This is a genomic window from Demequina sediminis (genome assembly GCF_030296675.1).
Classification (GTDB): Bacteria; Actinomycetota; Actinomycetes; order Actinomycetales; family Demequinaceae; genus Demequina; species Demequina sediminis.
This window is the reverse complement of the sequence record NZ_AP027736.1, coordinates 926,412-949,913: the sequence shown is the minus strand read 5'-3', so window position 1 is coordinate 949,913 and position 23,502 is coordinate 926,412. Positions and strand designations below refer to the sequence as shown.

Here is a 23,502-nt window from a genome sequence, read left to right as displayed (position 1 = left end):
CTACGGCGTGCGCGGGCGGCCGCGTTCGCGCACCATCATGACCGCCGCGACCACGAGCGCGACCCCCGTGACCATCACCGCGACCCAGGTCGCGAGCGCGTCGCCCACCAGCCTCTCGATGAGTCGCGGCACCGCGACGAGCATCCCGAGCCCGCCGGGGACGATGAGCAGCGTGAGCGGCGAGCGAGTGATGGCGATCACGATCATGGCGACCGAGAGTGCCACGGCGAGAGCCAACATCCACCACCGACCCTCCTCGAACGACCCCGCCTGCAGCCCGAACACCGCGACCAGTCCTCCCGTCACGAGCGCGAGGCGCGCGGGCTCGAGGCGCCGCGTCACGGCCAGCCCCACCCAGGCGAGCCCGATTGCCGCGATCGCGAGTCCGATGATCAGGGAGATGAGCTGCTCGCGGGGCTCGAGTGCGGCGGCGAGGGTCAGGGACACGAAGACGCACAGCGTGACGAGCAGGGCGAGCTGCGCGAGCGCGCGCCTGCGCAGCGCGTAGACGGTCGCGGCGACCGCCAGGGCGATCCCGCTCACGAGCGGGGCCTCGAGGTCGTCGGAGACGGTGGCGGCGTCGATCACGACCCACGCGAACCACGCGGACAGCCCCACCGTCGCCGCGAGCAGCACCGAGGCGAGGCGCTGGGCGGGCGCGGAGGGCGGACGAGAGGCGAGGGTGCCTCCCACGGCGACCACCGCGAGCAGGGCGCCGACGAGTCCGATGCGCCCTGCCGTCGGAAGGTCTCCCCACGTGCGGCTCACGAGGAAGGACACCGCCGAGACCACCAGCGCGGCGCCCAGGTAGCCCACGACCTCACCGACGAGCGCGAGCGCGCGCGGCGGTGCGGGTGGGGTGGGTGAGGGCTCCGCGTCGAGTGAGGGCGGTGAGTCGGCGTCGGCGTGAGCGGCCTCGAAGCGACGCAAGTCCTCGCCGGTGGCGGGGGAAATGACTCCCGCCTCAACCCACCGGTCGATCCTCGCGTCGAGTTCGCGCATGACCGCTTCCCTCCAGCGACGCCGACGTCACCGTCGACACCTCCAGGCTACGCCCGCGGGTCCGCGCGCGCCGGGTGGGTGGGGGCGGGATCGGATCCGCGCGCGACGCGACCCCGATCGCGGACGATTGGCCGATTCCTCCGCGTCAGGGGCGCCGCCGGCTCCGTTGGCGGGTCGATCCGGAGATCGTCCGGGATTCGGGTCGGGTCCGCGTCGCCGACCCGGCACGCCCGGCCCCACACACCCGACCCCACCCCAGTCCCTGGGAGGATGGGGGCATGCCCGTTCTCCGCATCGGCGATTCCACCGACCCCCGCCTGGCCGACTTCCGCGACCTCACGGACGTCGCCCTGAGGCGTGCGCTCGAGCCCGAGCGAGGCCTCTACATGGCGGAGGGGGCCAAGGTAATCGCGCGCGCGATCGCGGCGGGACACGCGCCGCGCGCGGTGTTGGTGAGTGAGCGATGGCTCGACTCGGTGGCGCCGCTCGTGGGCGAGGACGTGCCTGTCTACGTCGCTCCCGCGGAGCTGCTCGAGGATGTCACCGGATACCAGGTGCATCGCGGAGCCCTCGCGTCGATGGAGCGCCCCGAGCTGCCCAGCCTCGCGGAGCTCGTGCGCGGCGCGTCGCGCGTGGTGGTGCTCGAGGGGATCGTCGACCACACCAATGTGGGGGCGATCTTCCGCTCGGCCGCGGGGATCGGTGCGGACGCCGTGGTGGTGTCGCCCACGTGTGCCGACCCGCTCTACCGCCGCTCCGTCAAGGTCTCGATGGGCACCGTCTTCCAGGTGCCGTGGACCCGTGCCGAGTCCTGGCCGGGAGCGCTCGATGAGCTCCGTGCGCTGGGCTTCACCGTCGCCGGCCTCGCGCTCGCGGACGATGCCGTGGGCCTGGACGAGTTCGCGGCGCGGGTGAGCGCGGCGGAGGGTGAGGCGAGGGTCGCGCTGGTGATGGGAACCGAGGGCGACGGCCTCACGCGTCAGGCGCTCGCGCACGTCGACGAGGCCGTGGTCATCCCCATGCACGGGGGAGTGGACTCGCTCAACGTCGCCGCGGCATCGGCCGTCGCGATGTGGGCGCTGCGCGCCCGCTGACGCCCCCTACGTCAGCCGCCAGACCTGCGCGGCGGGTCCCTCGGTGCGAAGGGTGATGCGCCCGAGCCCGTTGTCGACACCGTGACGCGCGTCGAGCTCGCCGTAGAGCGTCTCGAGGCGACGCACGCCCGGGCCCAGGCCCACCGTGACCGGGCCGCAGGCATCCCGCGCGATGAGCACCGCGAGTCGCTCGTGAGGACATTCGCGCAGGAACACCAGGGCATCGTCCCCCGCGTAGACCCACCTGAGCCCGCCGTGGCGCAGCGCGCACGAGTCCGCCCTGAGGCGCCCCAACTCGCGATACGTCGCGTGAGTGGCCCCATCCCACCGGGGGCCGCCGCTGTCGATGTCGTGCCACGGCATCGGCACCCGTGCGTGTTCTCCATTGACGCCGGCGAGACCGCCCTCGTCGCCCGCGAAGACGAACGGCACGCCGGGGTACGTGTAGAGCAGCGCGGCGGCCGCGCGCTGGCGCTCCGGCGAGCCCGTGATGGTGCGGATCCGCGCCGTGTCGTGGGTCGACAGCAGGTTCCAGTTCCTGGCCGCGACGCGCCACGGCACGCCCGCGAGGAAGTCGCGCATCGTGGCGGCGACCTCGCCTCCCGTGCGGGACGGAATGGTGACCGGGGCGTCGAAGTAGCGGGCGCCCGTGCCCGGCGCGGCGAACCACTGCCACGCGGGGCGCATGAATCCCGAGTAGTTCATGGTCGCGTCCCACGCGCCGCGCCGCAGGTCAGCGGTCGCGTCGTGGCAGTGTTCGGCCACCACGGCGGCGTCGGGGTTCATCGCGGCGACGGTTCCGCGCAGGTGTTCCGCGACCTCCGCGTTGAGGTCCACGGCGCCGTGGCGGCCCGTCATGTTGGCGACGTCGATGCGCCAGCCGTCGAGCCCATACGGGGTGCGAGCCAGCGGCGCACCGCTGAGGTATCTCCCGCGATCATGCGCTCGCGCAGCGCCTGATCGCGCCAGTCGAGCTTGGGCAGGCTGCGGTGGCCGAGCCAGCCCACCCAGTCGTCGCGGGACTCGTTCCACAGGTAGTGCGCCGCCTCGGGTGCGGAGGCATCCGCGGAGGCGGCGAACCAGTCGTGACCCGCGCCCGTGTGATTGGTGGTGAGGTCGCCCATGACGCGGAGCCCGCGCGCGTGCGCCGCGCGCGTGAGCGACGCGAGGGCGGCGTCTCCCCCAGGAGCGGGTCGACGTGATCGAACGTGCTCGCGTCGTAGCGGTGGTTGGAACGGCCGGGGAAGAACGGCGTGAGGTACAGCGTGGTGACGCCCAGGCCGAGCAGGTGATCGAGCCGCGACTCGATGCCGCCCAGCGTGCCGCCGAAGACCTCCTTGCCCGTGCGCGGGGGCAGCGCCGCCGGTTCCGCGTCCCACGCGGTAGGGATCGCCCAGTCGGGGAGGGTGGTGGTCGGCCCGCCTTCGGGATCGCGTGCGAAGCGGTCGGGAAATACCTGGTAAACGACTGAGTCACGGAGCCATGCCGGCGCCGAGTCCTCCGTGTGGATGCTGAAGTCGTGGGCGTCGGGAACGTCGCGATGCGACACGCCGGTGCCGTTCAGCCACGCGACCTCGCCGCCCGCCTCGAGCAGGAAGCGGTAGGAGGTGAGCGGGTTGTGAAGCTCGAGGTCCGCGGCGAACCAGCGCTCGCCGTCGCGCTCGCCATCCGCCTGCGCCTCGAGGTAGACGGGCTCGCCGTCGCGCACGGTGCGGATCCACACCCGGTCCACGCCGGCCTTTGCGTCCGCGCGCATGCGCAGGGTCACGGTGTCGCCCAGGTCCACTGGTCCGTCGGGGGCGTAGAGCGCCGAGCCGTCGTGGTGGGCCCGTGCAAGCGCTTGCATTGTCGACATGGTCAGCCATAGTAGGGCCTTTTCCTCCGGGCCGTGACCGTGCCCATGGGACCGCCGCGGCCGCGCCGGCGCGGCCGCGGGGGCCGCCTTGCCGAGTGTCGGAGGGCGGGGTCATAATCGAACATACGTTCGAATGAATCGGGCGGCTGGATCAGGTGTACGGACGATGCCGGGGGTGAGGAAGCATGGAGACGGTCGAGGCGAGGATCGCCAAGGCGCGCGCCGCTCTCGGTGAGGTCCAGCTCCGGGTGGGCACCAGCCGGGACCGGTGGGAGGCGCCCACGCTGCCGCTCGCCACGGGCCTCGACGCGGTGCTGCCGCAGGGGCTGCGACGCGGCCAGGTGATCTCGGTCGAGGGATCGACCTCGCTCATGCTGGCGCTTGCCGCCGCGGCCTCGGCAGCGGGTTCGTGGACCGCGGTGGTGGGGATCCCCTCTCTCGGGGTGGTGGCGGCCGCGCGACGCGGGCTGGACCTCGCGCGCGTGGGGCTCATTCCTCACCCCGGGGTGCAGGCCGCCGCGGCCGCGGGTGCGTGCATCGACGGCATGGACGTGGTGCTGCTTGGTGAGGGGCTGGCGCTGTCCGACTCCGACAGGCGGCGGCTCGCCTCACGTGCACGCGAGCGGGGCGTGGTGATGATCGCGGGGGTGCCTGGGCGGGGGCTCACGTGAGCCTGACCGTCGTGGAGTCACGCTGGAGCGGACTCGGGGCGGGGGACGGTCGGTTGCGCACGCGCGATCTGACGGTGCGGGCCCAGGGCCGTCAGGCGGGCCGCGCGCGGCTGGTCACGTTGACGCTCGATGGTGGCGGGCTCCCGGCGCGTCACGGCGCGGGTGTCCCGACGGGGCCCGCGCCCTTGCGTGCGCTCGGCGGCGCGGCATGAGGGGTGGCACGCGGCTCAGCTCAGGGCGGTGACGCCACTCTCGGCTGCGAGGGCGTGAATGTCGGCGAACGATGTGACCGCGCCGGCGTCCGGGAGGAGCGTGCTCACGGGCACGGCTTCGCCGGTGTGGCGTGGAGTGGTGTAGAGGATGCCATCGCTGAATGTCAGTCCGCAGAAATCCGCTTCGTCGGTGCATCGATATCCGGGGCCGTCTGCCTCGAGTGCGACCGCATGCTCGTCGTTGATGAGTGCAAACACGTACATGTCGGAATCCACCTTGAGGGAGCGCTCATCGAGAGGGCCTGACCCAGGTTGCTCGTCATAGAGACGCTCAATGCGGATCTCGATATCTTCTGAATCTTTGGAATCGGTGGCGTGCACTGTCAGCACGATGTCCTCGGCGAAGATGGCGAGATCGTCGGGCCCCTGGGGTTCTGACCAGACTCCGCGGTCGCGAATCGCAATGTCGACGATCTCACCCTCGATCACCAGATCCGATCGCTCCACGAGTTCAGAGAGGTTGTCAATGGTGTCCTCCCGAAAGCTCGTGGGCTCGGGAAGTTGTCTCCAGAGATCCACAGAGGGCGCGCTCTGACAGCCTGCGAGCACGACGAGCGGAAGGAGGGCGAGGGGGTGAGCGCGCGCGGTAGCGGTCTCACGGGCGCTCGGGCTGGGCGCCTTTGGCTGGGTGGCCTCGGGTGCGGGTTCATGGCGTCACGGTAGTGCAGGAGTTCGCGCCGTGCTCGGCGCGAGAGGCCTCTCGGCGACTAGCGTCCTGTCGGACGCTCGTGTCACACTCGAACATATGTTCGAATCGCTGGGAGGTGTGGCATGGCTGTTGTGACGGTGACGCGCCGTGCCGTGCTGTGGGTTCCCGACTGGCCCGTGGTCGCCGCCATGACCGAGGCCGGCCTGGGGGCGGACGCGCCCGCGGCGGTCCTGCACGGGCGCTCCCTGGTGGCGGTGTCCGCGGCGGCCCGCGCGGCAGGGGTCCGCCGTGGCAGCACGCGCAGGCTCGCGCAGCGGGCCTGTCCCGAGCTCGCGATCCTCGCTCACGACGAGGGACGCGACTCGCGCCTGTTCGAGGCCGTGGCGGCCGCCGCCGAGCAGGCCGTGTCGGGGGTCGAGATCTCCCGCCCGGGGCTGCTCATGATCCCCGCCGAGGGTGCCGCGCGCTTTCACGGCTCGGAGGAGGCCCTTGCCGAGGCGCTCGTGAGCGCGGTGGCGGAGTACGCGGGGGTGGAGTGCGCGGTGGGGGCCGCGGACGGGTTGCTGGCCGCGGTGCTCGCCGCGCGCGAGAGCATGCTGGTGCCGGAGGGCGCCTCGCGCGACTACCTGGCTCCCGCGCCCATCGGGACGCTCGCGCTCGCGGCCATGGAGCGGACCCAGCGAGACGAGGTCGAGCGTCTCGCGAGCGTGCTCACGCGCTTGGGGATCGTGACGCTCGGGGACCTCTCTGCGCTGCCCTCCGCGGACGTTCTCGCGCGGTTTGGTCCCGTGGGTGCGTGGGCCCACCGGCTCGCGGGTGGCGAGGACCTCGCGCCGCCCGTGGTGCGGCGCGGCGAGGAGGACATCGCCGTCGAGCTCGTGTTCGAGGACCCCGCGGAGCGCGTCGAACAACTCACCTCCCTCGCGGCGGAGGCCGCGGCGAGCCTCGACCGCGCGCTGCTCGACGCGGGCATGCGGTGCGGACGCGTGCGGATCGTCGCTCGCACCGAGAAGGGTCACGAGCTCGAGCGGGTGTGGCGCACGGATGTGGGCACGCGCGCGGGTGCCTTCGCCCGTCACATGACCGACCGCGTGCGGTGGCAGCTCGAGGGGTGGCTGTCCGGCACCGCCACCGGTGCGGGCGCCGGTGCGGTCGATCCGGAGCCAGCGCCCCTCGCGTCCCTCGCGCTCGTGGCGGAGGATGTCCTGCCGCTGGGCGCGGAGCAGTCCTATCTGTGGGGCGGGGTGTCGGGGGCGGACTCCCGCGCGCACCGCGCCCTCGAACGCGTCCAGGGGCTGCTGGGCCCCGAGGGCGTGCTCGCGGTCGCCGAACAGGGCGGGCGTTCTCCCCGTGACAGGGCACACGTGGTGCCCTGGGGCCAGGAGGCACCCCCTGCTCGTGCGATCGCCCATCCATGGCCGGGACGCATTCCCGACCCGCCGCCCGCGACGGTGCCCCCCGCACCCCGCCCCGCGCTCGTGCTCGACGCGGGCGGCGCCCCGGTCAGCGTGAGCCGACGCCTCGCCGTGAGCGCTCCGCCCACGTGGGTGCGGCTCGAGGCCGACCCCTCCGACGAACGCGCCCGCGCGGCTCAGCGCCACCCGTCCGCAGGGCATGTGGGCCGCCTCGAGGGGCCCGTGTGGGACCGCGCACGCCCCGTGGAGTCGTGGGCGGGTCCCTGGCCGGTCGCCGAGCGCTGGTGGTCCGAGGATGCGTCCCGGCGTGTCTACCTCCAGGTCGCGCTGCGTGAGGGCGACGAGGGCGACCTCGCGGTGCTGCTCGCGTACGGCGAGGGGCGCTGGACGCTTGAGGCCATCTATGACTGACGTGCCCGACTACGCGGAGCTGCACGCCCACAGCGCCTTCAGCTTCCTCGACGGCGCCAGCATGCCCGAGGAGATGGCGGCGGAGGCCGGCCGCCTGGGACTCAGCGCGCTCGCGCTCACCGACCACGACGGACTCTACGGCGCGGTGCGCTTCGCCGGTGCCGCGCGGGCAATCGGACTGCCCACCGTCTTTGGCGCGGAGCTCAGCCTCGCCGTCGACGGCCCCGGCGGACGCCCCGTGCTCGACCCGCCCACCGGGGTGCCCGACCCACGCGCGTCCCACCTCGTGGTCCTCGCGCGCGGCGCCGAGGGCTACTCGCGGCTCAGTCATGCGATCGGCATGGCACACCTCGCGACGGGGGAGAAAGGCCTTGCGCGCTACACCCTCGAGACTCTCGCGGATGCGGGTGCCGGCCATCTGCTGGTCCTCACCGGCTGCCGCAAGGGCCCCGTGCGTGCCGCCCTCACGGGCATGGGCGGCTCCGGCGTGGGGGGAGCGCGCAGGGCGGGAGCCGATGCCCTGGCGGGGGGCGTCTCGCGCGACGGCTACGCCGCGGCGCGCCTCGAGCTCGACCGGCTGGTCGCGATGTTCGGCAGGGAGGGGGTCGCGGTCGAGATCACGGACTCCGGCTCTCCTCACGACTCCGAGGTGAACGCCGCACTCGCGGACCTGGCCCTCGACGCATCGTTGCCGCTGGTCGCGACCACCAACGCGCACTACGCGACCCCGCGCGATGCCGACCTTGCCGGCGCGCTCGCCGCGGTGCGCGCACGTTCCTCCCTCGACGCGATGGACGGCTGGCTGCCCGGCTCGCCAGGACAGCACCTGCGCAGCGCGGGAGAGATGCTGTTCCGGCATCGGCGTCATCCCCAGGCCGTCACCACCGCGGCCCGACTGGCCGCCGAATGCGCGTTCGACCTCCACCTGGTCGCCCCGAACCTGCCGCCCTATCCCGTCCCGCCCGGCCACACGGAGGCCAGCTGGCTGCGCGAGCTCACGTACCGCGGCGCGCGGGAGCGCTACGGGCCGCCCGACGCGGAACGGGTCCCCGGCGCATGGAAGCAGATCGAGCACGAACTCGCGGTGATCGAGGCGCTCGACTTCCCCGGCTACTTCCTGATCGTCCACGACATCGTGGCGTTCTGCCGCCGCGCGGACATCCTGTGCCAGGGGCGCGGCTCCGCGGCCAACAGCGCCGTGTGTTTCGCGCTCGGCGTCACCGCGGTGGACGCGGTCACGCACGGGCTGTTGTTCGAGCGCTTCCTCGCCCCCGAGCGCGACGGCCCACCCGACATCGACGTCGACATCGAGTCCGACCGCCGCGAGGAGGTCATCCAGTACGTCTTCGCGCGGTTTGGTCGCATCAACGCGGCCATGGTTGCAAATGTCATCCAATACCGGCCGCGCTCCGCGGTGCGCGACGCCGCCCGCGCGCTGGGCTTCGACGTGGGGCAGCAGGATGCCTGGTCCAAGTCGATCGACCGGTGGAGTGCGCTGCGGGTGCCACCAGAGAAGCAGGAGGAGTGGGCGGCGAAGCAGCGCGACGCGATGTGGCCCGAGCCGCCCCCCACGCAGGACCTCGAGCACATCCCCTCGACCGTCCTTGACCTCGCGGACCGCTTCCTGCGCCTGCCGCGCCACCTGGGCATCCACCCCGGCGGCATGGTCCTGTGCGACCGCCCCGTCATCGACGTGTGCCCGGTCGAGTGGGCGCGCATGCCCGGTCGCACGGTCCTCCAATGGGACAAGGACGACTGCGCCGATGCTGGGCTGGTGAAGTTCGACCTGCTGGGCCTGGGCATGCTGTCCGCGCTCAAGTACGCGTTCAGGGACCTGCAGGACATCCGCCGCGAGGACCTCGGGCTGCACTCGCTGCCGCAGGAGGATCCCGAGGTCTACGACCTCCTGTGCGCGGCGGACACCGTGGGCGTGTTCCAGGTCGAGTCGCGCGCACAGATGGCGACGCTGCCCCGCCTCCGGCCGCGCCGTTTCTACGACATCGTCATCGAGGTTGCGCTCATCCGTCCCGGGCCCATTCAGGGCGGCTCCGTGCATCCGTACATCAACCGCGCGCGCGGTCGCGAGCCCGTGACCTACCTCCATCCGCTGCTCGAGAAGTCCCTGGGAAAGACGCTGGGGGTGCCGCTGTTCCAGGAGCAGCTCATGCAGATGGCGATGGACTGCGCCGGCTTCGATGGCGCGCTCGCGGACCAGCTGCGCCGCGCGATGGGTTCCAAGCGCAGCCCCGAGCGCATGGAGGCACTGCGCGCACGGTTCATGGTGGGCGCCAATGCGCGTGGCGTGACCGCGGACGTCGCCCACCAGATCTTCGACAAGCTCAAGGCCTTCTCGGACTTCGGCTTTCCCGAGTCGCACTCGTTCTCCTTCGCCTACCTGGTGTACGCCTCGAGCTGGCTCAAGGTGCACCGGCCGGCGGCCTTCTACGCGGGGCTGCTCGCGGCGCAGCCCATGGGTTTCTACTCGCCGCAGTCCCTCGCGGCGGACGCTCGCCGCCACGGACAGGCGATCCTGCGACCGTGCGTGGCCCGCTCCGAGGTGCGCGCACGCATCGAGCAGCTCGACGCACCCTTCGAACCGCCGGGGGAGAGGCGCGAGGAACTCGCGCGGCTCGTGCACGTGGACCCGACCCTTGCGGTGAGGATGGGCCTGGGGGCGGTGAGGGGGTTGGGGGACGATGCCGCGGCGGCGATTGTCGCGGCGCGCGCCGCGGGCCCGTTCGAGTCGCTCGAGGACATGGCGCGCCGCGTGAGGATCCGCCCCAAGGGGGTCTCGGGGGAGGCGGGGCTCGCGCCCGAGAAGGGACTGTCGACGCCGCAGTGGGAGACGCTCGCGACCGCGGGAGCACTCGAGACGTTCGGGGTGACCCGCCGCGAGGGGCTGTGGGCCTCGGGCGTGCTGTCCCGGGAGGGTCCCGACACGCTGCCCGGCACCGCGCCGGGCGCGAAGGCGCCCATGCTGCCGGGCATGAGCGAGGTCGAGGAGGCGGTCGCGGACGTGTGGGCCTCCGGCGTCTCGGTCGATGGCTACCCCACCGCGTTCGTGCGCGAGGGGCTCGATAAGGCGGGCGTGCTGCGCGTCGCCGACGTCCTCACTCACGAGGCCGAGCGGCGCATCACCGTCGCCGGAATCGTCACTCATCGCCAGCGCCCCGGCACCGCGCGCGGCGTCACGTTCATCTCGCTTGAGGATGAAACGGGCTTCCTCAACGTGATCTGTTCGGTGGGGGTGTGGAAGAGGTTTCAGGCGGTCGCCAGGAGGTCCCCCGCGCTGGTGATTCGGGGCCGCATCGAGAGGGCGGACGGCTCCACAAACCTGGTGGCGGAACACCTATCTCCGATGTCGCTGAGGGTCCCCTCACGCAGTCGCGACTTCCGTTAGAGAAGCCCCGATTCGGGGGCGGTCGATGACGTGTCATCCAACGGAGTCGGGAATACCTGGGACGTCACGTGCGGTTGACCCTTGTGCATCATGCAGAACATGCAAGACAAACGAGAAGGAGAAGAACCATGTGGGATCTCATCCTGTGGATTATCGCCGCGATCATCGGCATCATCGGCGTCATCCGACTGTTCCAGAAGCAGATTCTGTGGGGCATCGTGCTGATCGTCGTCGCACTGCTGATCGGCCCCGGAGGCGTGAGCCTCTTCACCTGACGTGACCGCGGGGCGCCACGGCGCGAGTGGAATCTGGGCCGGTCCTGCCGTGCTACAGTTCTTCTCGCGCTGAGGCGCTCCGCGGAGCACCTTGGTTCACCTGTCCGGGTGGCGGAAATGGCAGACGCGCTAGCTTGAGGTGCTAGTGCCCGTATAGGGCGTGGGGGTTCAAGTCCCCCTCGGACACCACATGAGAGGCCCCGATCACACGGTCGGGTCCTCTCGCATTCTCGCCCCCATCGCGGCCGCGAGCAGCGCGCGGGGAGTCGCGCGCGGTTCGCGCAAAGGCGCCGGTACCATGCGAGGAGCGCGCCAGTTCGGCGCCCCTGCAGGCCGACAAGGAGCGCCGGTGACAGTCACGACCCAACGGAGGGCGTTGTTGCCCTCCGAGTGGATCGGCATGGCCGAGCACTGGGCCGCCTCCTTCCGCGACACCTGGCGCGCGCGCACCGGCGTTCTCGCGCTCTACCTCGCGGTCGCGGCAGCCATCGTCATCCCCGTGGTGCTGGGCCCCGGCTCTGCGATGTCCCGCATCGACGAGCCCACCCACGCGGACTATGCCTGGAAAGCAGCGCACCTCGAGGTGCCATTCGCGGGCTCGGTGATCGCCCCCGAGATCCGCGACATCTGGGCGTGCGTCGGCCAGGAGCGCTACGTGCTGCCGGCGTGTGGCGAGGACGCACAGGCATGGCAGTTCCCCTACTCGGGTCAGCAATACAACTTCAGCCACCCCCGCTCTACTACGTGTCGGTCGGGGTGCCGGCGCGCACCATGGACGCGGCGATCGACGGGATCGACTTCGTCACCGCGGCGCGACTCTTCGGCGTGCTGTGGCTCGCGGCCGGGATGTACATGACCTTCATCGCGCTGCGGCGGTGGCGGATCGACCCCGCCGCCGCGATCATCGCGCCGCTCCTCCTGCCCGCCTTCCCGCGCGTGCTGCACGCGGTGACCACCGTCAATCCGGACACCGCCGCGATCGTCATCGGGGCATCGGCCATCTGGCTGGCCGCGCGCGTGTTCGTCGACGACGATGCCGACTGGCGGGTGGCCGCCGCGCTCGCCGGGGTGGCGGGGATGACCAAGACGATCGGCGCCATTCCCTTCATCGCGCTCGGCGCGCTGCTCACGTACCGCGTGGTGCGCGGCTGGCGTCGCGCACACCCGCGCGGCAAGGACGTGGCGCTCGTGGGGGCCATGGCTGCCGCGATCCTGGTGCCCTACGCACTGTGGCAGGCATGGCAGGGAGGACGCGGCGATCCGAATTGGCAGAACCCGCTCGTGGGACTTAACACGCGCGATGTCCTTGGGCTGCCTGGCTCGGAGTGGCTCGAGACGGCCTTCAGCGGCCTCAACCTGGTCTCTGACTACTACCTTCAGGAGCCGCTCGACGTCGCGCTCATGGTGTCGTGGACCAGGCTGCTCAACCTGCTGCTGATCGGCGCCGTGTTTGCCGTCATCGTCGCGTGCGCCAAGGAGCCCGCGCGCAGGTCGCTGGGCTGGATGCTGCTGGCCGGAGCGGTTCTCTACCCCACCATCGTCCAGGCCCAGGCGTACCTCAACACCGCGGTGCCCCAGTACTTCCTCCAGGTCACCGGACGCTACGGACTCGCACTGATTCCTGGCGCCGTCGCGTGCATCGTCATCGCGGCCCAGAAGGCCGGCTATCGACGGCTCGTCTACCTGCTCTCGCTCGCGGGCCTCGTGGTGCTGGGAATCGTGATCGTGAACGGCTGGCGGGTCATCTGACGCCCGATAGCCTGGGGCGCATGACCGAGTCCGACGTGGTCCGCATGGCGCGCGACCTGATGCGCATCGATACCTCCAACTACGGGGAAGCTCCCGGCCCTGGCGAGCGTGTGGCCGCCGACTACGTCGCAAACGTCCTCGAGGGACTCGGGCTTGACCCCGTGATCCGCGAGTCCGAGCCCGGCCGCGCGAGCCTCACCGCGCTGTGGGAGGGCGCCGACCGCACGCGCGAACCGCTCGTGCTGCATGGACACCTCGATGTCGTGCCGGCCTTTGCCGAGGATTGGAGCGTCGATCCCTTCGGTGCCGAGGTCCGCGACGGGATGATCTGGGGCCGCGGTGCCGTCGACATGAAGGGCGTCGACGCGATGTACCTTGCGGCCGTGTCGCGCATGGTCCGCGACGGGATCAAGCCCGCCAGGGACATCGTCATCGCATTCTTCGCGGACGAGGAGCACGGCGGCGCCCACGGGGCGAAGTGGATGGTCGACAACCACCCGGAGGACTTCCACGGCGCGACCGAGGCCGTCTCCGAGGTCGGCGGCTTCTCGATTCAGGTCGCGGGCCGGCGCGTCTACCTGTTCCAGACGGGGGAGAAGGGCATCCAGTGGCTGCGGCTCGCCGCCTCGGGGGTCCAGGGACACGGCAGCCTGGTGCATCGCGACAACGCGGTCACTCACCTCGCGGGCGCGATGTCGAGGATCGGCGACTTCCCGTGGCCGCTCGACGTGAATCCGACAGTCGAGACGCTCCTGCGGGGTGCGGGCGAGCTCATGGGAATCGAGTACGCCGACGACGCCGAGACCATCGACAGGATCGTCGCGGGGCTCGGATCGGTCGGTCGCATGGTGGAGGCCTCGCTGCGCAACACCTCGAATCCGACGATGCTCGACGCGGGATACAAGACCAACGTGATCCCCGACACCGCGGGCGGCTACGTCGACTCGCGCTTCCTGCCGGGTCAGCAGGAGCAGGTGCTGCGCCAGATCGAGGAGCTCGCGGGCACGCACGTCAAGGTCGAGCAGTACATCACGGAGCCCGCGATCGACCTGCCGTTCGACGTCCCGCTGGTGCGCAAGGCGATCGCGGCGGTCACCGCTGACGATCCGGACGCGGTAGTGCTGCCGTACATGATGATGGGCGGCACGGACAACAAGCATCTCGCCCAGATCGGGATCGCCGGCTACGGCTTCGCGCCGCTGCGCCTGCCTCCCGAGCTCGACTTCCCCGCGCTCTTCCATGGGATCGACGAGCGCGTGCCGATCGACTCGCTCGAGTTCGGCACCGACGTGATGGTGCGCTTCCTCGCGGACTGCTGAGGCGTCTCGAGGCCGCGGGTTCCTACGCGGCGTCCGTCCGGGCGAGGTCCGTGCGGCGGACGTTCATGACGCGGCGCCGCAGCCACACGCGTCGCGCGCCGCCGATGAACGTCTGCGAACGGATGAGGTCCCAGCGCCCGTACTCGGCCTGCTCGGTGAGCAGCGCGCGCGCCTCGGCGCGTGTGACCTCGCGCGGAATGTCGACCACGCGCCAGTCGAAGCGACTGTCCGCGGAGGCGACGCGGCGCGTCGGAGTGACGATGTGGGTGGAGCGCTCGCTGTGCTGGTTCATCTCGCCTCCCATTCAACCCGGTGTCCGGGTAACGTCATAGCCATGGATTCGAACGCGCATGAGGCGCTGAGGGTGCTCGTCGCGGCGTACGAGGAGCACCTCGCCGCCGTCCTCGCCCGTCGAGGAGAGGCCGATGCCTCGGTCGACGACGCGTACGACGCTCTCGCCGAGGCGTTTGACAGGTATGAGGCGGTCCTGGACGTCGAGTACGGGGAGACCCTGCCGATGCTGCTCGACGATGCGGACGACTCCGACGCCGACGAGGACGGCCTGGCCGAGGACGAACTCGATCCCCACGCCGAGGAGGACGAGGACATCCTCGACGACGACCTGGACGACTTCGAGCTGCGCTGAGGCTCGCCGTACCGCCAGGCCGGGGGAGTCATCGCCGCTCCGGGTATCCCAGATCGATCGCGGAGACCTCGTCGAGAGCGTCTCCGATTGCGGGAGGCAGCCGCAACTGCGTGGCCCGCAACGAGGGCACGAGCTGCTCGGCGGTGCGCGCGCCGACGACCGCGGTCGCCACGAAGGGCCGCGACAACACCCACGCGAGGGCAGTCTCTTGCGCGCTCACGCCGAGCCCCTCCGACGCGATCGCCAGCGCCTCGACGATCGATCCCGCCCGGTCGTCGAGATACGGCTCGACGAAGCCCGCGAGGTGCTCGGAGGCGGCCCGCGAGTCCGCGGGGATCGCCGAGCGGTACTTGCCGGTAAGCACGCCGCGTCCGAGTGGCGACCACGCCATCACGCCCATGCCGAGCGCCGCGGCCGCCGGGACGACCTCGCGCTCGATGCCGCGCTGGAGCAGCGAGTACTCGACCTGTGTGGCGGCGATTGACGGCCGGCGATCGGCCAGCGTCGCGATCCTCGCGGTCGCCCAGCCGGGGAAGTTCGACACGCCCACATAGCGCGCGCGGCCGCTGTTGACCGCGATCTCGAGCGCGTGCAGCGTCTCGTCAAGCGGCGTCCCGGCGTCGAACTGGTGCACGAGCCACACGTCGACGTGGTCGGTGCCCAGGCGCGCGAGCGAGGCGTCGAGCGTGTCGAGCATCGTGTCGCGGGAGGCGTCGACCACGCCGCCGTGGGTCGTCCTCCGGATGCCAGCCTTGGTGCAGATCTGCACGTCCGCGCGCGCGACCGTGCCGCCCAGCATGCGCCCGATCAGCTCCTCCGAGCCGCCGTCCGCGTAGGACGCCGCCGTGTCGAGGAGGGTGCCGCCGGCATCGAGAAACGCGTCGAGTTGCGCCCCCGCCTCGTCCTCGTCCGTGTCGCGGCTCCAGGTCATGGTGCCCAGCGTCAGGCGCGACACCTCGAGTCCCGTGGTCCCGATCCTCGCGCGCTGCATGGGAGCGACGCTACCGAACCCGCGCGGCGGCGCCGGGGCGCGACGCGCGGGCATTAGTGTTGCGCCATGGGTTGGTGGGAAGCGGTCATCCTCGGTCTGGTGCAGGGACTCACGGAGTTCCTGCCGATCTCCTCGAGCGCGCACATTCGCGTGATCGGGCCGCTGCTCCCGCACGGCGAGGACCCCGGAGCGGCGTTCACCGCGATCATCCAGATCGGCACCGAGGCCGCGGTGCTCGTGTACTTCTGGAAGGACATCACGCGGATCGTCGCGGCGTGGTTCCGCGCTCTCGCGGGCCGGGATGGGGCCGATGCCAAGGCCCGGTTGGGTGCGCACAGCGCGGACGCCCGGATGGGCTGGTGGGTGATCCTCGGCTCGATCCCGATCGTGGCCGGCGGCCTGCTGTTCAAGGACGCGATCGAGACCAGCCTGCGTAACCTCTACATCACCGCGACGGTGCTCGCGGTCTTCGCCTTGGTGCTGTGGCTCGCCGACCGCGTGGGCGCCAAGCGCCGGGAGCTGGACTCGCTCACCGTGAAGGACGCCGTGCTGCTGGGCGCGGCGCAGGCGATGGCGCTCATTCCCGGTGTCTCGCGCTCGGGCGGCACCATCACGATGGGCCTGTTCCTGGGCATGACCAGGGAGGCGGCCGCGCGCATGTCCTTCCTGCTGGCGATCCCCGCCGTGCTCGGTTCCGGAGTGTTCGAGCTCGTGACGGAGTTCGACTCGCTGCAGGCCCCGGGGGCTCCGGGCCTGGTGAACACGGCGATCGCGGCTGCCGTGGCCTTCGGCGTGGGCTACGCGGTCATCGTGTGGTTCCTGCGCCTCGTGACGCAGCGCAGCTACCTGCCGTTCGTGGTGTACCGGATCCTGGCGGCCGGTGTGATCGTCGCGTTGCTCGCTGCCGGGGTCATCAGCGCGACCTAGCCACGGGCATCGTCCATTCGCCCGTCGCCCGAGCGCCCGAAACGGGACCGGGGCGACTCAGGCCTTGCCGTTGCCCAGGTCCCTGCGGCGCAGGAACTTCTCGAACTCGGCAGCGATCGCATCACCCGACGCCTCGGGCAGGCTCGTTTCATCCATGACGGCCTCGAGCTGCTCGACGTGCGCCGCGATCTCGTCGTCGTCATCCATGAGCTCGTCGGCACCGTGCTGCCACGCCTCGGCCTCGTCGGGAAGCTCACCCAGCTCGATCGGCTCGCCCAGGAATCGCTCGAGTTGGGACAGGATCGAGATGGTGGCCTTGGGGCTCGGCGGGTGCGCGATGTAGTGCGGGACGCCCACCCACACCGAGATCACGGTGATGCCGCGCAGGGCCGCCTCGTGACCCAGGACTCCAAGGACGCCCGTGGGTCCCTCGTAGTCCGAGCGCTCGAGGTCGAAGGCCTCGCGCGCGGCGGCATCCTCGCTCGTGACGAACGTGGGCAGGGGGCGCGTGTGCGGCGCGTCGACCAGCAGCGCACCGCATGCGATGAGGGTCTTGATGTCGAGGTCCTCGGCGTAGTCGAGCACCTCTCCGCAGAAACGCCGCCACCGCATCGACGGCTCGATGCCGCGCACGAGAGCGATCTCGCGGTCGCCCACCCACGGGCCGTTCGCGGTCGAGATGACGGTCCCCGGCCATGACACGACGCGCTCGCCGCTCGGCACTGTCTGGATGCTCGGGCGGCTCACCTGGAAGTCGTGATACTCCTCGGGGTCCAGCGTGGCGTACTCGCGCGCGTTCCAGGAGCGGGCCAAGTGGTCGAGAGCGGAGGAGGCGGCGGACCCGGCATCGTTCCAGCCCTCGAAGGCCGCGATCATCACGGACTGGTCGGCGGCCAGGGCTGCGGGGTCGCTGTCGGGGGTCATTCGGCCAGCCTAGACTGGCCCCATATGAATGAGAAGGCGCCGCCACCTGCCGCGGTCCTGTGGGACATGGACGGCACGCTGATCGATTCCGAGCCCTATTGGATCGGTGCCGAGACCGAGCTCGCCGCGAGGTTCGGCATCGAATGGACGCACGAGGATGGACTCGCCTTGGTGGGCAATCCGCTCACCGTGTCGGCCCTCGCGATGATCGATCGCGGGGTCGACCTCGCGCCCGACGATGTCATCTCCTACCTGCTGGGGCGCGTCACGGCCCAGGTGCGTCAGGACGTGCCGTGGAACGCCGATGCGCGGGCCCTTCTCGACGCGGTCGTGACCGCAGGCATCCCGTGTGCGCTCGTGACGATGTCCTACTCGATGCTTGCCGATGCCTTCGTGTCGCGCGCTCCCGACGCGTTCGCCGTCGTGGTGACGGGAGACCAGGTCACCCACGGCAAGCCCCACCCCGAGCCGTACCTGACCGCGGCGGCCCGCCTGGGCGTCGACATCACGCAGTGCGTCGCGATCGAGGACTCTCCCGCCGGAGTGGGGTCGGCCTACACCTCGGGGGCAGCGACGATCGGCGTCCGCCGCCTCACTCCCCTCGAGCCCCGCCCCGGTCTCAGCCGCGTGCGCTCGCTCGAGGGTCTCGACGTCGCGGCCCTGTCACGGATCGTCGGCGGCGAGATGATCGACGAGCTCGGGGCGGACGTCTAGGCCCGTCCCGAGGTCATCCCTCACCAACCTGTCCGCGTGGCCGATGTGACGGCCAGTACGCAACCGTCAGGGAGAGCGATCGCGATGAAGGCAGTGCGGGCGATGTCGATTCAGGCGCGGATTTGGGCCATCGTGGCCCTCATCGCGCTGGGGATGGCGACCATCATTCTGGTAGGCGCGCTCACGGTGCGCGATCGCATGATGACCGAACGCGAGAATGCGACGCGGCAGGTAGTCGAGGTCGGCGTGCAGATCGTGGACTCGTACGTCGCCCAGGCCGCGTCGGGTGAACTGACGCTCGAGCAGGCGCAGTCCTTCGCCGCCGCCAAGCTGCGCGATCTGCGCTACTCGGGCGAGGAGTACTTCTGGATCAACGACGAGGGCCCGGTGATGGTGATGCACCCCATCAAGCCCGAGCTCGAGGGCACGGATGTGAGCGGCACGCTCGACACCCACGGCACCGCGATCTTCGTCGAGTTCGTCGCGCTTGTGCAGGAGCAGGGTGCCGGGTTCGTCTCCTCCACCTGGCCCAAGCCAGGCTCGGAGGAGTCGGCCCCCAAGGTGTCGTACGTGGCCGGGGTGCCCGAGTGGGGCTGGGTGGTCGGATCCGGCATCTCTGTGGACGATGTCGAGGCCGCCGCCCGAACCGAGGCGCTCGCGGAGACTTCGCGACGGCTCAGCGCCGCGGTGACCTCCTAGGAGGGGGCGCCCGCGACGGGCCTCACGCCCAGCGCGCGCTCGACCGCGTCGGGGTCGAGGGGCGGCTCGATGCCCCCGAACTCGGGGCATTGTTCCTGGAACGAGCACCAGCCGCACAGCTTGGACGTGCGCGGGCGGAAGCGTCCCGCGGACGCGGCCGCGGTGATCTCCGCCCACAGCTCGCGAATCTCGTGCTCGACCTTCGCGATGTCGTCGCCCGTCGGGCGGATCTCGAGGCGGCCTCCGTCGCGCAGGAAGAGGAGCTGGAGCAGCGCGGGCCTGCGCTCGCGAATGCGCTCCACGACGAGCGCATAGAAGCGCATCTGGAACCGCTCCTTGCGCTCTCCCCAGCGAGGATCGGGGGTCTTGCCGGTCTTGTAGTCCACGATCCTGATCGAGCCGTCGGGGGCGATGTCGATGCGGTCGATGATTCCTCGCAGGAGGGGACCATCCTCGAGCTGGACCTCCACCATCTCCTCGCGGGCCGCCGGCTCGAGTCGCTGCGGGTTCTCGAGATCGAAGTAGGTCGCGAGGCGCTGACGGCCCTCCGCGAGCCACGCCGACTCCGCGGCAGGGTCGGCGTGCAGATCCGCGAGTCGCGGGTCCTGATCGATCATCGCGCGCCATTGCGGCTCGAGGCGCGCGTGTGCGGCGTCCACCGTGCGCTGCGCCGCCGGGAGGTCGTACAGCCTCTCGAGCACGGCGTGCACGAGCGTGCCGAGCGTCGCCGCAGGGGAAGGCGGCTCCGGGAGGCGGTCGACGGTCCGATAGCGGAACAGCAGGGGACACTGCTGAAAGTCGCCGGCTCGAGAGGGCGACAACGCGGGCTTGCGAGGCATGCCCTCACCCTAGGCGTCGGGTGCGACAGTCCACGGACGGAACGTGGCGCGCGGTGGTGTCCGAGCCGCGCACTACCGTGGAGCCATGAACAGGCCACCCGTGAACCACCCGCGGACGCGCGGCATCTCGCTCGGGCGCGTGCTGGGTGCTCGCGTGGTGTTGTCCCCGTCGACGCTCGTGATGGCGCTTATCCTTGCGGTGTTCTATGCGGCGGGGGAGGACGGTTTCTCAAGGCAGGGCTTCTCCCTCGGTCTCGCGGTGGCCGTCCTGTTGTTCGGATCGGTCTTCCTCCACGAGCTCGCGCACACCGCGGTGGCGCGCGGGTTCGGCCGCGAGGTCGACGAGATCGTGCTGACCTTCTTCGGCGGCCACACGCAGTTTCGCAGCGAGGATCCGCGTCCGCTCGAGATCGGCCTCATCGCCGCCGCTGGTCCCGCCGCCAACGCCGCGATCGGCGGCGCCGCCCTCGCGGCGTCCGGTGCGGTCGACGGCATCGCCGGGCGCATCGTCTTCTATGCGGGGGTCCTCAACCTGATCCTCGCCGCCTTCAACGCGCTGCCGGGTTCGCCGCTCGACGGCGGCCGCGTCGTCAACGCCATCGTGTGGGGCGCGACGAGCGACAGGTGGAAGGGCCACCGGTGGGCTGCGCACGGCGGCAGGATCGTCGCGGTGGGAGTCGTGGTGGTCGCGATCGCTGGTCCGCTCGTGACCGGCAACAGCCCCGACCTCATCACCGTGATCTGGTCGGCCTTCCTGTTCTCCGTGATCTGGCCGGCGGCCTCGGCGGAGCTGCGGGCGGCCACCGTGCTGGGACGCCGCGAGGGCACGACCGCGGGCTCCCTGGCCGTCGTCGCCGTGGGAGTCCCGTACGACGCGACGGTCGCACAGGCCCGCGCACACGCGGAGGCGGCCGATGCCCGCGAGGTCGTGGTCCTGGCGGCAGACGGTCAGCCCGCCGGGCACTTCCCCGTCGCGCTGACCGAGGCGGTTCCCGAGGAAGCACGTGCCACGACCACGCTGATGTCCGTGACGATGCCCCTCGCGCGCGGCGCACAGATTCCCGCCTCGGCGTCGGGCCAGGCGCTCGTCGAGGCCGTCGTGCCGTGGCTCGGCCGCACGGACGTCGTGGTGATCATGAACGGAGACGTGCCGGTGGGCATCGCGCACGTCGAGGACCTGCGTGCGGCGCTGAGTTAGGAGCCGCCCACAAGGGACGATGCCGCGCCACCGGACCCGCGGATGGCACCGAAGGCGCGCCCTAGACTGGCCGCATGACCCTCACCTCCGAGCCCACGGGCGCGTCCGAACGCAGGGGCCCGTTGCGCGCCGGCGACCGCGTCCAACTCACCGATGCGAAGGGACGCCACCACACCATCGTCCTCGCGCCCGGCAAGCAGTTCCACACGCATCGCGGCATGTTCACGCACGACGACGTCATCGGCAAGCCCGAGGGCACCGTGGTGCGCAACACCGCCGGCGTCGAATACCTGGTGCTTCGCCCGCTGCTGAGCGACTTCGTGCTGTCGATGCCGCGCGGCGCCGCCGTCGTCTACCCGAAGGACGCGGGCCAGATCATCCAGATGGCGGACATCTTCCCCGGCGCACGTGTGGTCGAGGCGGGGGTCGGCTCCGGTGCCCTGACGATGTCCCTGCTGAGGGCGACCGGCGACGCCGGCGAGCTCGTGTCGATCGAGCGGCGCGAGGACTTCGCGGACATCGCACGCGCCAATGTCGAGTCACACTTCGGCGGGCCCCACCCGGCGTGGCGCATCGAGATCGGCGACTTCGCCGACCGCGTGGGCGAGGTCTTCGAGCCGGGCACGGTCGACCGGATCGTGCTCGACATGCTCGCGCCGTGGGAGAACATCGAGGAGGCCGCCGCGGCCCTCGCCCCCGGGGGCGTGCTGCTGGCCTACGTCGCCACCACGACCCAGCTGTCGCGCCTCGCCGAGGACCTGCGCGAGCACGGCGGCTTCACTGAGCCGCGCGCGTGGGAGACCATGGTGCGCACGTGGCACCTCGAGGGCCTCGCGGTGCGGCCGGACCACCGCATGGTCGGTCACACGGGCTTCCTGCTCACCACGCGGCGCATGGCGCCCGGAGTCGAGGCGCCGCTGCGACACCGTCGGCCCGCGAAGGGCTCGTATCCGGTCGCGGAGGAGTGGACCCCCGAGGACCTGGGCGAGCGCGCCGTCAGCGACAAGAAGATCCGCAGGGTGCGGCGCGACGTGACCGCGACCCGCGACACGCCCGCGGGGGAGGAGTGATGGTGGCCGAGGCACAGGACGTGATCGCGCGACTCGAGCGCAACAACGCTGAACTCCAGCGGCTGCTCACGCTCGCGCGCGACCAGCTGGGCGAGATGCGCGAGAAGCTCGCGGAGGCGTCCCAGCCGCCGCAGACGTTCGCGACCTTCGTCGAGTGGTCGGGTCGCCATGCCGACGTTGTCGCGTCCGGGCGGCGCATGCGTGTCGCGGTGCTGCCCACTCTCGAGGTCGATCTCGAGCCGGGCGACGAGGTCCTGCTCAACCCCATGAGCGTCGTCGTCGGCGTCGCGAAGCCCGACCGCACGGGCCAGGCAGCGATTGTGCGCGAGGTGGTCGACAACGATCGCCTGCTCGTGGTCTCCCGCGGCGAGGACGAGCGCGTGGTGACCCTTGTGGGAGGGGACGCCGCGCGGCGCGTGCACGAGGGCGACACCGTCATCATCGACCCCCGCACGGGATTCGCAACCGAGAAAGTCGAGCGCACGGGAGTCGAGGCACTGCTGCTCGAGGAGGTCCCCGACATCGACTACGCATCGATCGGAGGACTCACTCCGCAGATCGAGCGCATCAGGGATGCCATCGAGCTGCCGCTCACGCACCCCGAGCTCTACCGCGAGCACGCGCTGCGTCCCCCGCGGGGGCTGCTGCTCTACGGCCCGCCTGGCTGCGGCAAGACGCTCATCGCGAAGGCCGTCGCGCACTCCCTGGCTGACGCCGTGGGCGCCGACCGCTCGTATTTCCTGTCCGTCAAGGGCCCCGAACTGCTCAACAAGTACGTCGGTGAGACCGAGCGCTACATCCGCACGATCTTCGAGCGGGCGCGCGCGAAGGCGCACTCCGGCGCGCCCGTCGTGGTGTTCTTCGACGAGATGGACGCGCTGTTCCGCGCGCGTGGGTCCGGCGTGAGCTCGGACATGGAGACCACGATCGTGCCGCAGCTGCTCACCGAGCTCGACGGCGTCGAGGCGCTGGGCAACGTCATCGTGATCGGCGCGTCGAACCGCGAGGACATGATCGACCCCGCGATCCTGCGCCCGGGACGGCTCGACGTCAAGATCGAGATCTCGCGTCCGAGCCCGGCCGCGACGGCCGACATCTTCGGCAAGTACCTGCGGGCGGATCTGCCGCTGGCGCAGTCCGAACTGGACGCCCACGACGGCGACCGCGAGGCGACCGTCCGCGGACTCATCGATACCGCGGTCGAGCGGATCTTCGCGCACGCCGACGCCGACCGGCACGTGTCGGGCGCCGTCGTGCGCAACATCGTCGACCGCGCCAAGACCGCCGCGATCAAGGGTGTGGTCGCCGGTCATGCCAAGGGCCTCACGCGCGAGCACCTCGTGACCGCGGCGGACCAGGAGCTCGCCGAGGCGCGGGCCGTC

At 71.2% G+C, this 23,502-nt stretch carries 21 protein-coding genes, 1 tRNA gene and 2 pseudogenes; 16 read left to right on the top strand and 8 right to left on the bottom strand.

Translation table 11 applies throughout. The features are described from left to right. Positions 1-1,002: a DUF2157 domain-containing protein gene (locus tag QUE44_RS04855; protein ID WP_286216190.1), complete on the bottom strand. Its 1,002-nt coding sequence runs from the start codon at positions 1,000-1,002 to the stop codon at positions 1-3. Between the two features lie 278 nt (positions 1,003-1,280). Between QUE44_RS04855 and QUE44_RS04850 the strand changes: the two genes are divergently transcribed. Beyond that, positions 1,281-2,096: a TrmH family RNA methyltransferase gene (locus tag QUE44_RS04850; RefSeq protein WP_286216189.1), complete on the top strand. Its 816-nt coding sequence runs from the start codon at positions 1,281-1,283 to the stop codon at positions 2,094-2,096. A 6-nt stretch (positions 2,097-2,102) separates the two neighbouring features. Here the strand turns inward: QUE44_RS04850 and QUE44_RS04845 are convergent, their stop codons facing one another. Continuing rightward, on the bottom strand, positions 2,103-2,954 hold the full coding sequence (locus QUE44_RS04845; protein WP_433997183.1) for an alpha-amylase family glycosyl hydrolase: 852 nt from the start codon (positions 2,952-2,954) through the stop codon (positions 2,103-2,105). Next, positions 2,951-3,852 (bottom strand): annotated as a pseudogene (locus QUE44_RS04840) (alpha-amylase family glycosyl hydrolase). Before QUE44_RS04840 ends, QUE44_RS04845 begins: the two are co-directional and overlap by 4 nt. A gap of 284 nt (positions 3,853-4,136) precedes the next feature. Between QUE44_RS04840 and imuA' the strand changes: the two are divergent. Beyond that, on the top strand, positions 4,137-4,622 hold the full coding sequence (gene imuA', locus QUE44_RS04835; protein WP_286216185.1) for a DnaE2-dependent mutagenesis accessory factor ImuA': 486 nt from the start codon (positions 4,137-4,139) through the stop codon (positions 4,620-4,622). Positions 4,623-4,849: 227 nt separating this feature from the next. Here the strand turns inward: imuA' and QUE44_RS04830 are convergent, their stop codons facing one another. Further along, a complete protein-coding gene (locus tag QUE44_RS04830) occupies positions 4,850-5,413 on the bottom strand; it encodes a hypothetical protein (protein WP_286216184.1) in 564 nt (187 codons plus the stop codon). Positions 5,414-5,665: 252 nt separating this feature from the next. On the opposite strand from QUE44_RS04830, the gene QUE44_RS04825 reads away from it, so the two are divergent. From QUE44_RS04825 to QUE44_RS04795, 7 genes are all read left to right on the top strand, one after another. Beyond that, positions 5,666-7,369: a Y-family DNA polymerase gene (locus tag QUE44_RS04825; RefSeq protein WP_286216183.1), complete on the top strand. Its 1,704-nt coding sequence runs from the start codon at positions 5,666-5,668 to the stop codon at positions 7,367-7,369. After that, a complete protein-coding gene (locus tag QUE44_RS04820) occupies positions 7,362-10,769 on the top strand; it encodes an error-prone DNA polymerase (RefSeq protein ID WP_286216182.1) in 3,408 nt (1,135 codons plus the stop codon). Before QUE44_RS04825 ends, QUE44_RS04820 begins: the two co-directional genes overlap by 8 nt. Positions 10,770-10,897: 128 nt before the next feature. Next, entirely contained in the window at positions 10,898-11,044 is a 147-nt protein-coding gene (locus QUE44_RS04815; RefSeq protein WP_286216181.1) for a GPGG-motif small membrane protein, read from the top strand. 102 nt (positions 11,045-11,146) lie between these two features. After that, positions 11,147-11,233: transfer RNA gene (locus tag QUE44_RS04810), tRNA-Leu, on the top strand. A gap of 160 nt (positions 11,234-11,393) precedes the next feature. After that, positions 11,394-11,900, top strand: a complete 507-nt coding sequence (locus QUE44_RS04805) for a hypothetical protein (protein ID WP_286216180.1) — start codon at positions 11,394-11,396, stop codon at positions 11,898-11,900. Then, positions 11,816-12,793, top strand: coding sequence for a glycosyltransferase family 39 protein (locus tag QUE44_RS04800; RefSeq protein WP_286216179.1), 978 nt, complete (start codon positions 11,816-11,818; stop codon positions 12,791-12,793). The genes QUE44_RS04805 and QUE44_RS04800 overlap by 85 nt, the downstream gene beginning before the upstream one ends. 20 nt (positions 12,794-12,813) lie before the next feature. Further along, the gene (locus tag QUE44_RS04795; protein WP_286216177.1) at positions 12,814-14,112 is read left to right on the top strand and encodes a M20/M25/M40 family metallo-hydrolase; all 1,299 of its coding nucleotides are present in this window, start codon (positions 12,814-12,816) and stop codon (positions 14,110-14,112) included. Positions 14,113-14,134: 22 nt separating this feature from the next. Here the strand turns inward: QUE44_RS04795 and QUE44_RS04790 are convergent, their stop codons facing one another. Continuing rightward, complete coding sequence (locus tag QUE44_RS04790; RefSeq protein WP_286216176.1) at positions 14,135-14,404, bottom strand: DUF5703 family protein; 270 nt, start codon at positions 14,402-14,404, stop codon at positions 14,135-14,137. Positions 14,405-14,446: 42 nt separating this feature from the next. Between QUE44_RS04790 and QUE44_RS04785 the strand changes: the two genes are divergently transcribed. Beyond that, positions 14,447-14,758 carry a primosomal protein gene (locus QUE44_RS04785; protein ID WP_286216174.1) on the top strand — a complete coding sequence of 104 codons (312 nt, stop codon included), beginning with the start codon at positions 14,447-14,449 and terminating at the stop codon, positions 14,756-14,758. 28 nt (positions 14,759-14,786) lie between these two features. Here QUE44_RS04785 and QUE44_RS04780 read toward each other — a convergent pair whose 3' ends face one another. Beyond that, positions 14,787-15,749 (bottom strand): aldo/keto reductase, encoded by a 963-nt coding sequence (locus QUE44_RS04780; RefSeq protein ID WP_286216172.1) that lies wholly within the window; start codon positions 15,747-15,749, stop codon positions 14,787-14,789. A gap of 66 nt (positions 15,750-15,815) precedes the next feature. Here QUE44_RS04780 and QUE44_RS04775 point away from each other — a divergent pair, with 66 nt between their 5' ends. Then, the gene (locus QUE44_RS04775; RefSeq protein WP_286216169.1) at positions 15,816-16,676 is read left to right on the top strand and encodes an undecaprenyl-diphosphate phosphatase; all 861 of its coding nucleotides are present in this window, start codon (positions 15,816-15,818) and stop codon (positions 16,674-16,676) included. Between the two features lie 57 nt (positions 16,677-16,733). On the opposite strand, the gene QUE44_RS04770 is transcribed toward QUE44_RS04775, so the two are convergent. Beyond that, positions 16,734-17,600 carry a PAC2 family protein gene (locus QUE44_RS04770; RefSeq protein WP_286216168.1) on the bottom strand — a complete coding sequence of 289 codons (867 nt, stop codon included), beginning with the start codon at positions 17,598-17,600 and terminating at the stop codon, positions 16,734-16,736. Between the two features lie 24 nt (positions 17,601-17,624). Here QUE44_RS04770 and QUE44_RS04765 point away from each other — a divergent pair, with 24 nt between their 5' ends. Together QUE44_RS04765 and QUE44_RS04760 are read left to right on the top strand one after the other, a co-directional pair. Continuing rightward, positions 17,625-18,314: an HAD family hydrolase gene (locus QUE44_RS04765; RefSeq protein WP_286216165.1), complete on the top strand. Its 690-nt coding sequence runs from the start codon at positions 17,625-17,627 to the stop codon at positions 18,312-18,314. An 84-nt stretch (positions 18,315-18,398) separates the two neighbouring features. Continuing rightward, a complete protein-coding gene (locus QUE44_RS04760; protein ID WP_286216164.1) occupies positions 18,399-19,013 on the top strand; it encodes a cache domain-containing protein in 615 nt (204 codons plus the stop codon). Here QUE44_RS04760 and QUE44_RS04755 read toward each other — a convergent pair. Then, a complete protein-coding gene (locus tag QUE44_RS04755; RefSeq protein WP_286216162.1) occupies positions 19,010-19,852 on the bottom strand; it encodes a RecB family exonuclease in 843 nt (280 codons plus the stop codon). The genes QUE44_RS04760 and QUE44_RS04755 overlap by 4 nt on opposite strands. A gap of 85 nt (positions 19,853-19,937) precedes the next feature. On the opposite strand from QUE44_RS04755, the gene QUE44_RS04750 reads away from it, so the two are divergent. The 3 genes and pseudogenes from QUE44_RS04750 to arc form a co-directional block, all read left to right on the top strand. Beyond that, positions 19,938-21,050, top strand: a complete 1,113-nt coding sequence (locus QUE44_RS04750; protein ID WP_286216160.1) for a M50 family metallopeptidase — start codon at positions 19,938-19,940, stop codon at positions 21,048-21,050. Between the two features lie 74 nt (positions 21,051-21,124). Continuing rightward, a complete protein-coding gene (locus QUE44_RS04745; RefSeq protein ID WP_286216158.1) occupies positions 21,125-22,120 on the top strand; it encodes a tRNA (adenine-N1)-methyltransferase in 996 nt (331 codons plus the stop codon). Between the two features lie 17 nt (positions 22,121-22,137). Further along, positions 22,138-23,493, top strand: a pseudogene (gene arc, locus QUE44_RS04740) (proteasome ATPase); the annotation flags it as partial. Positions 23,494-23,502: the final 9 nt, after the last annotated feature.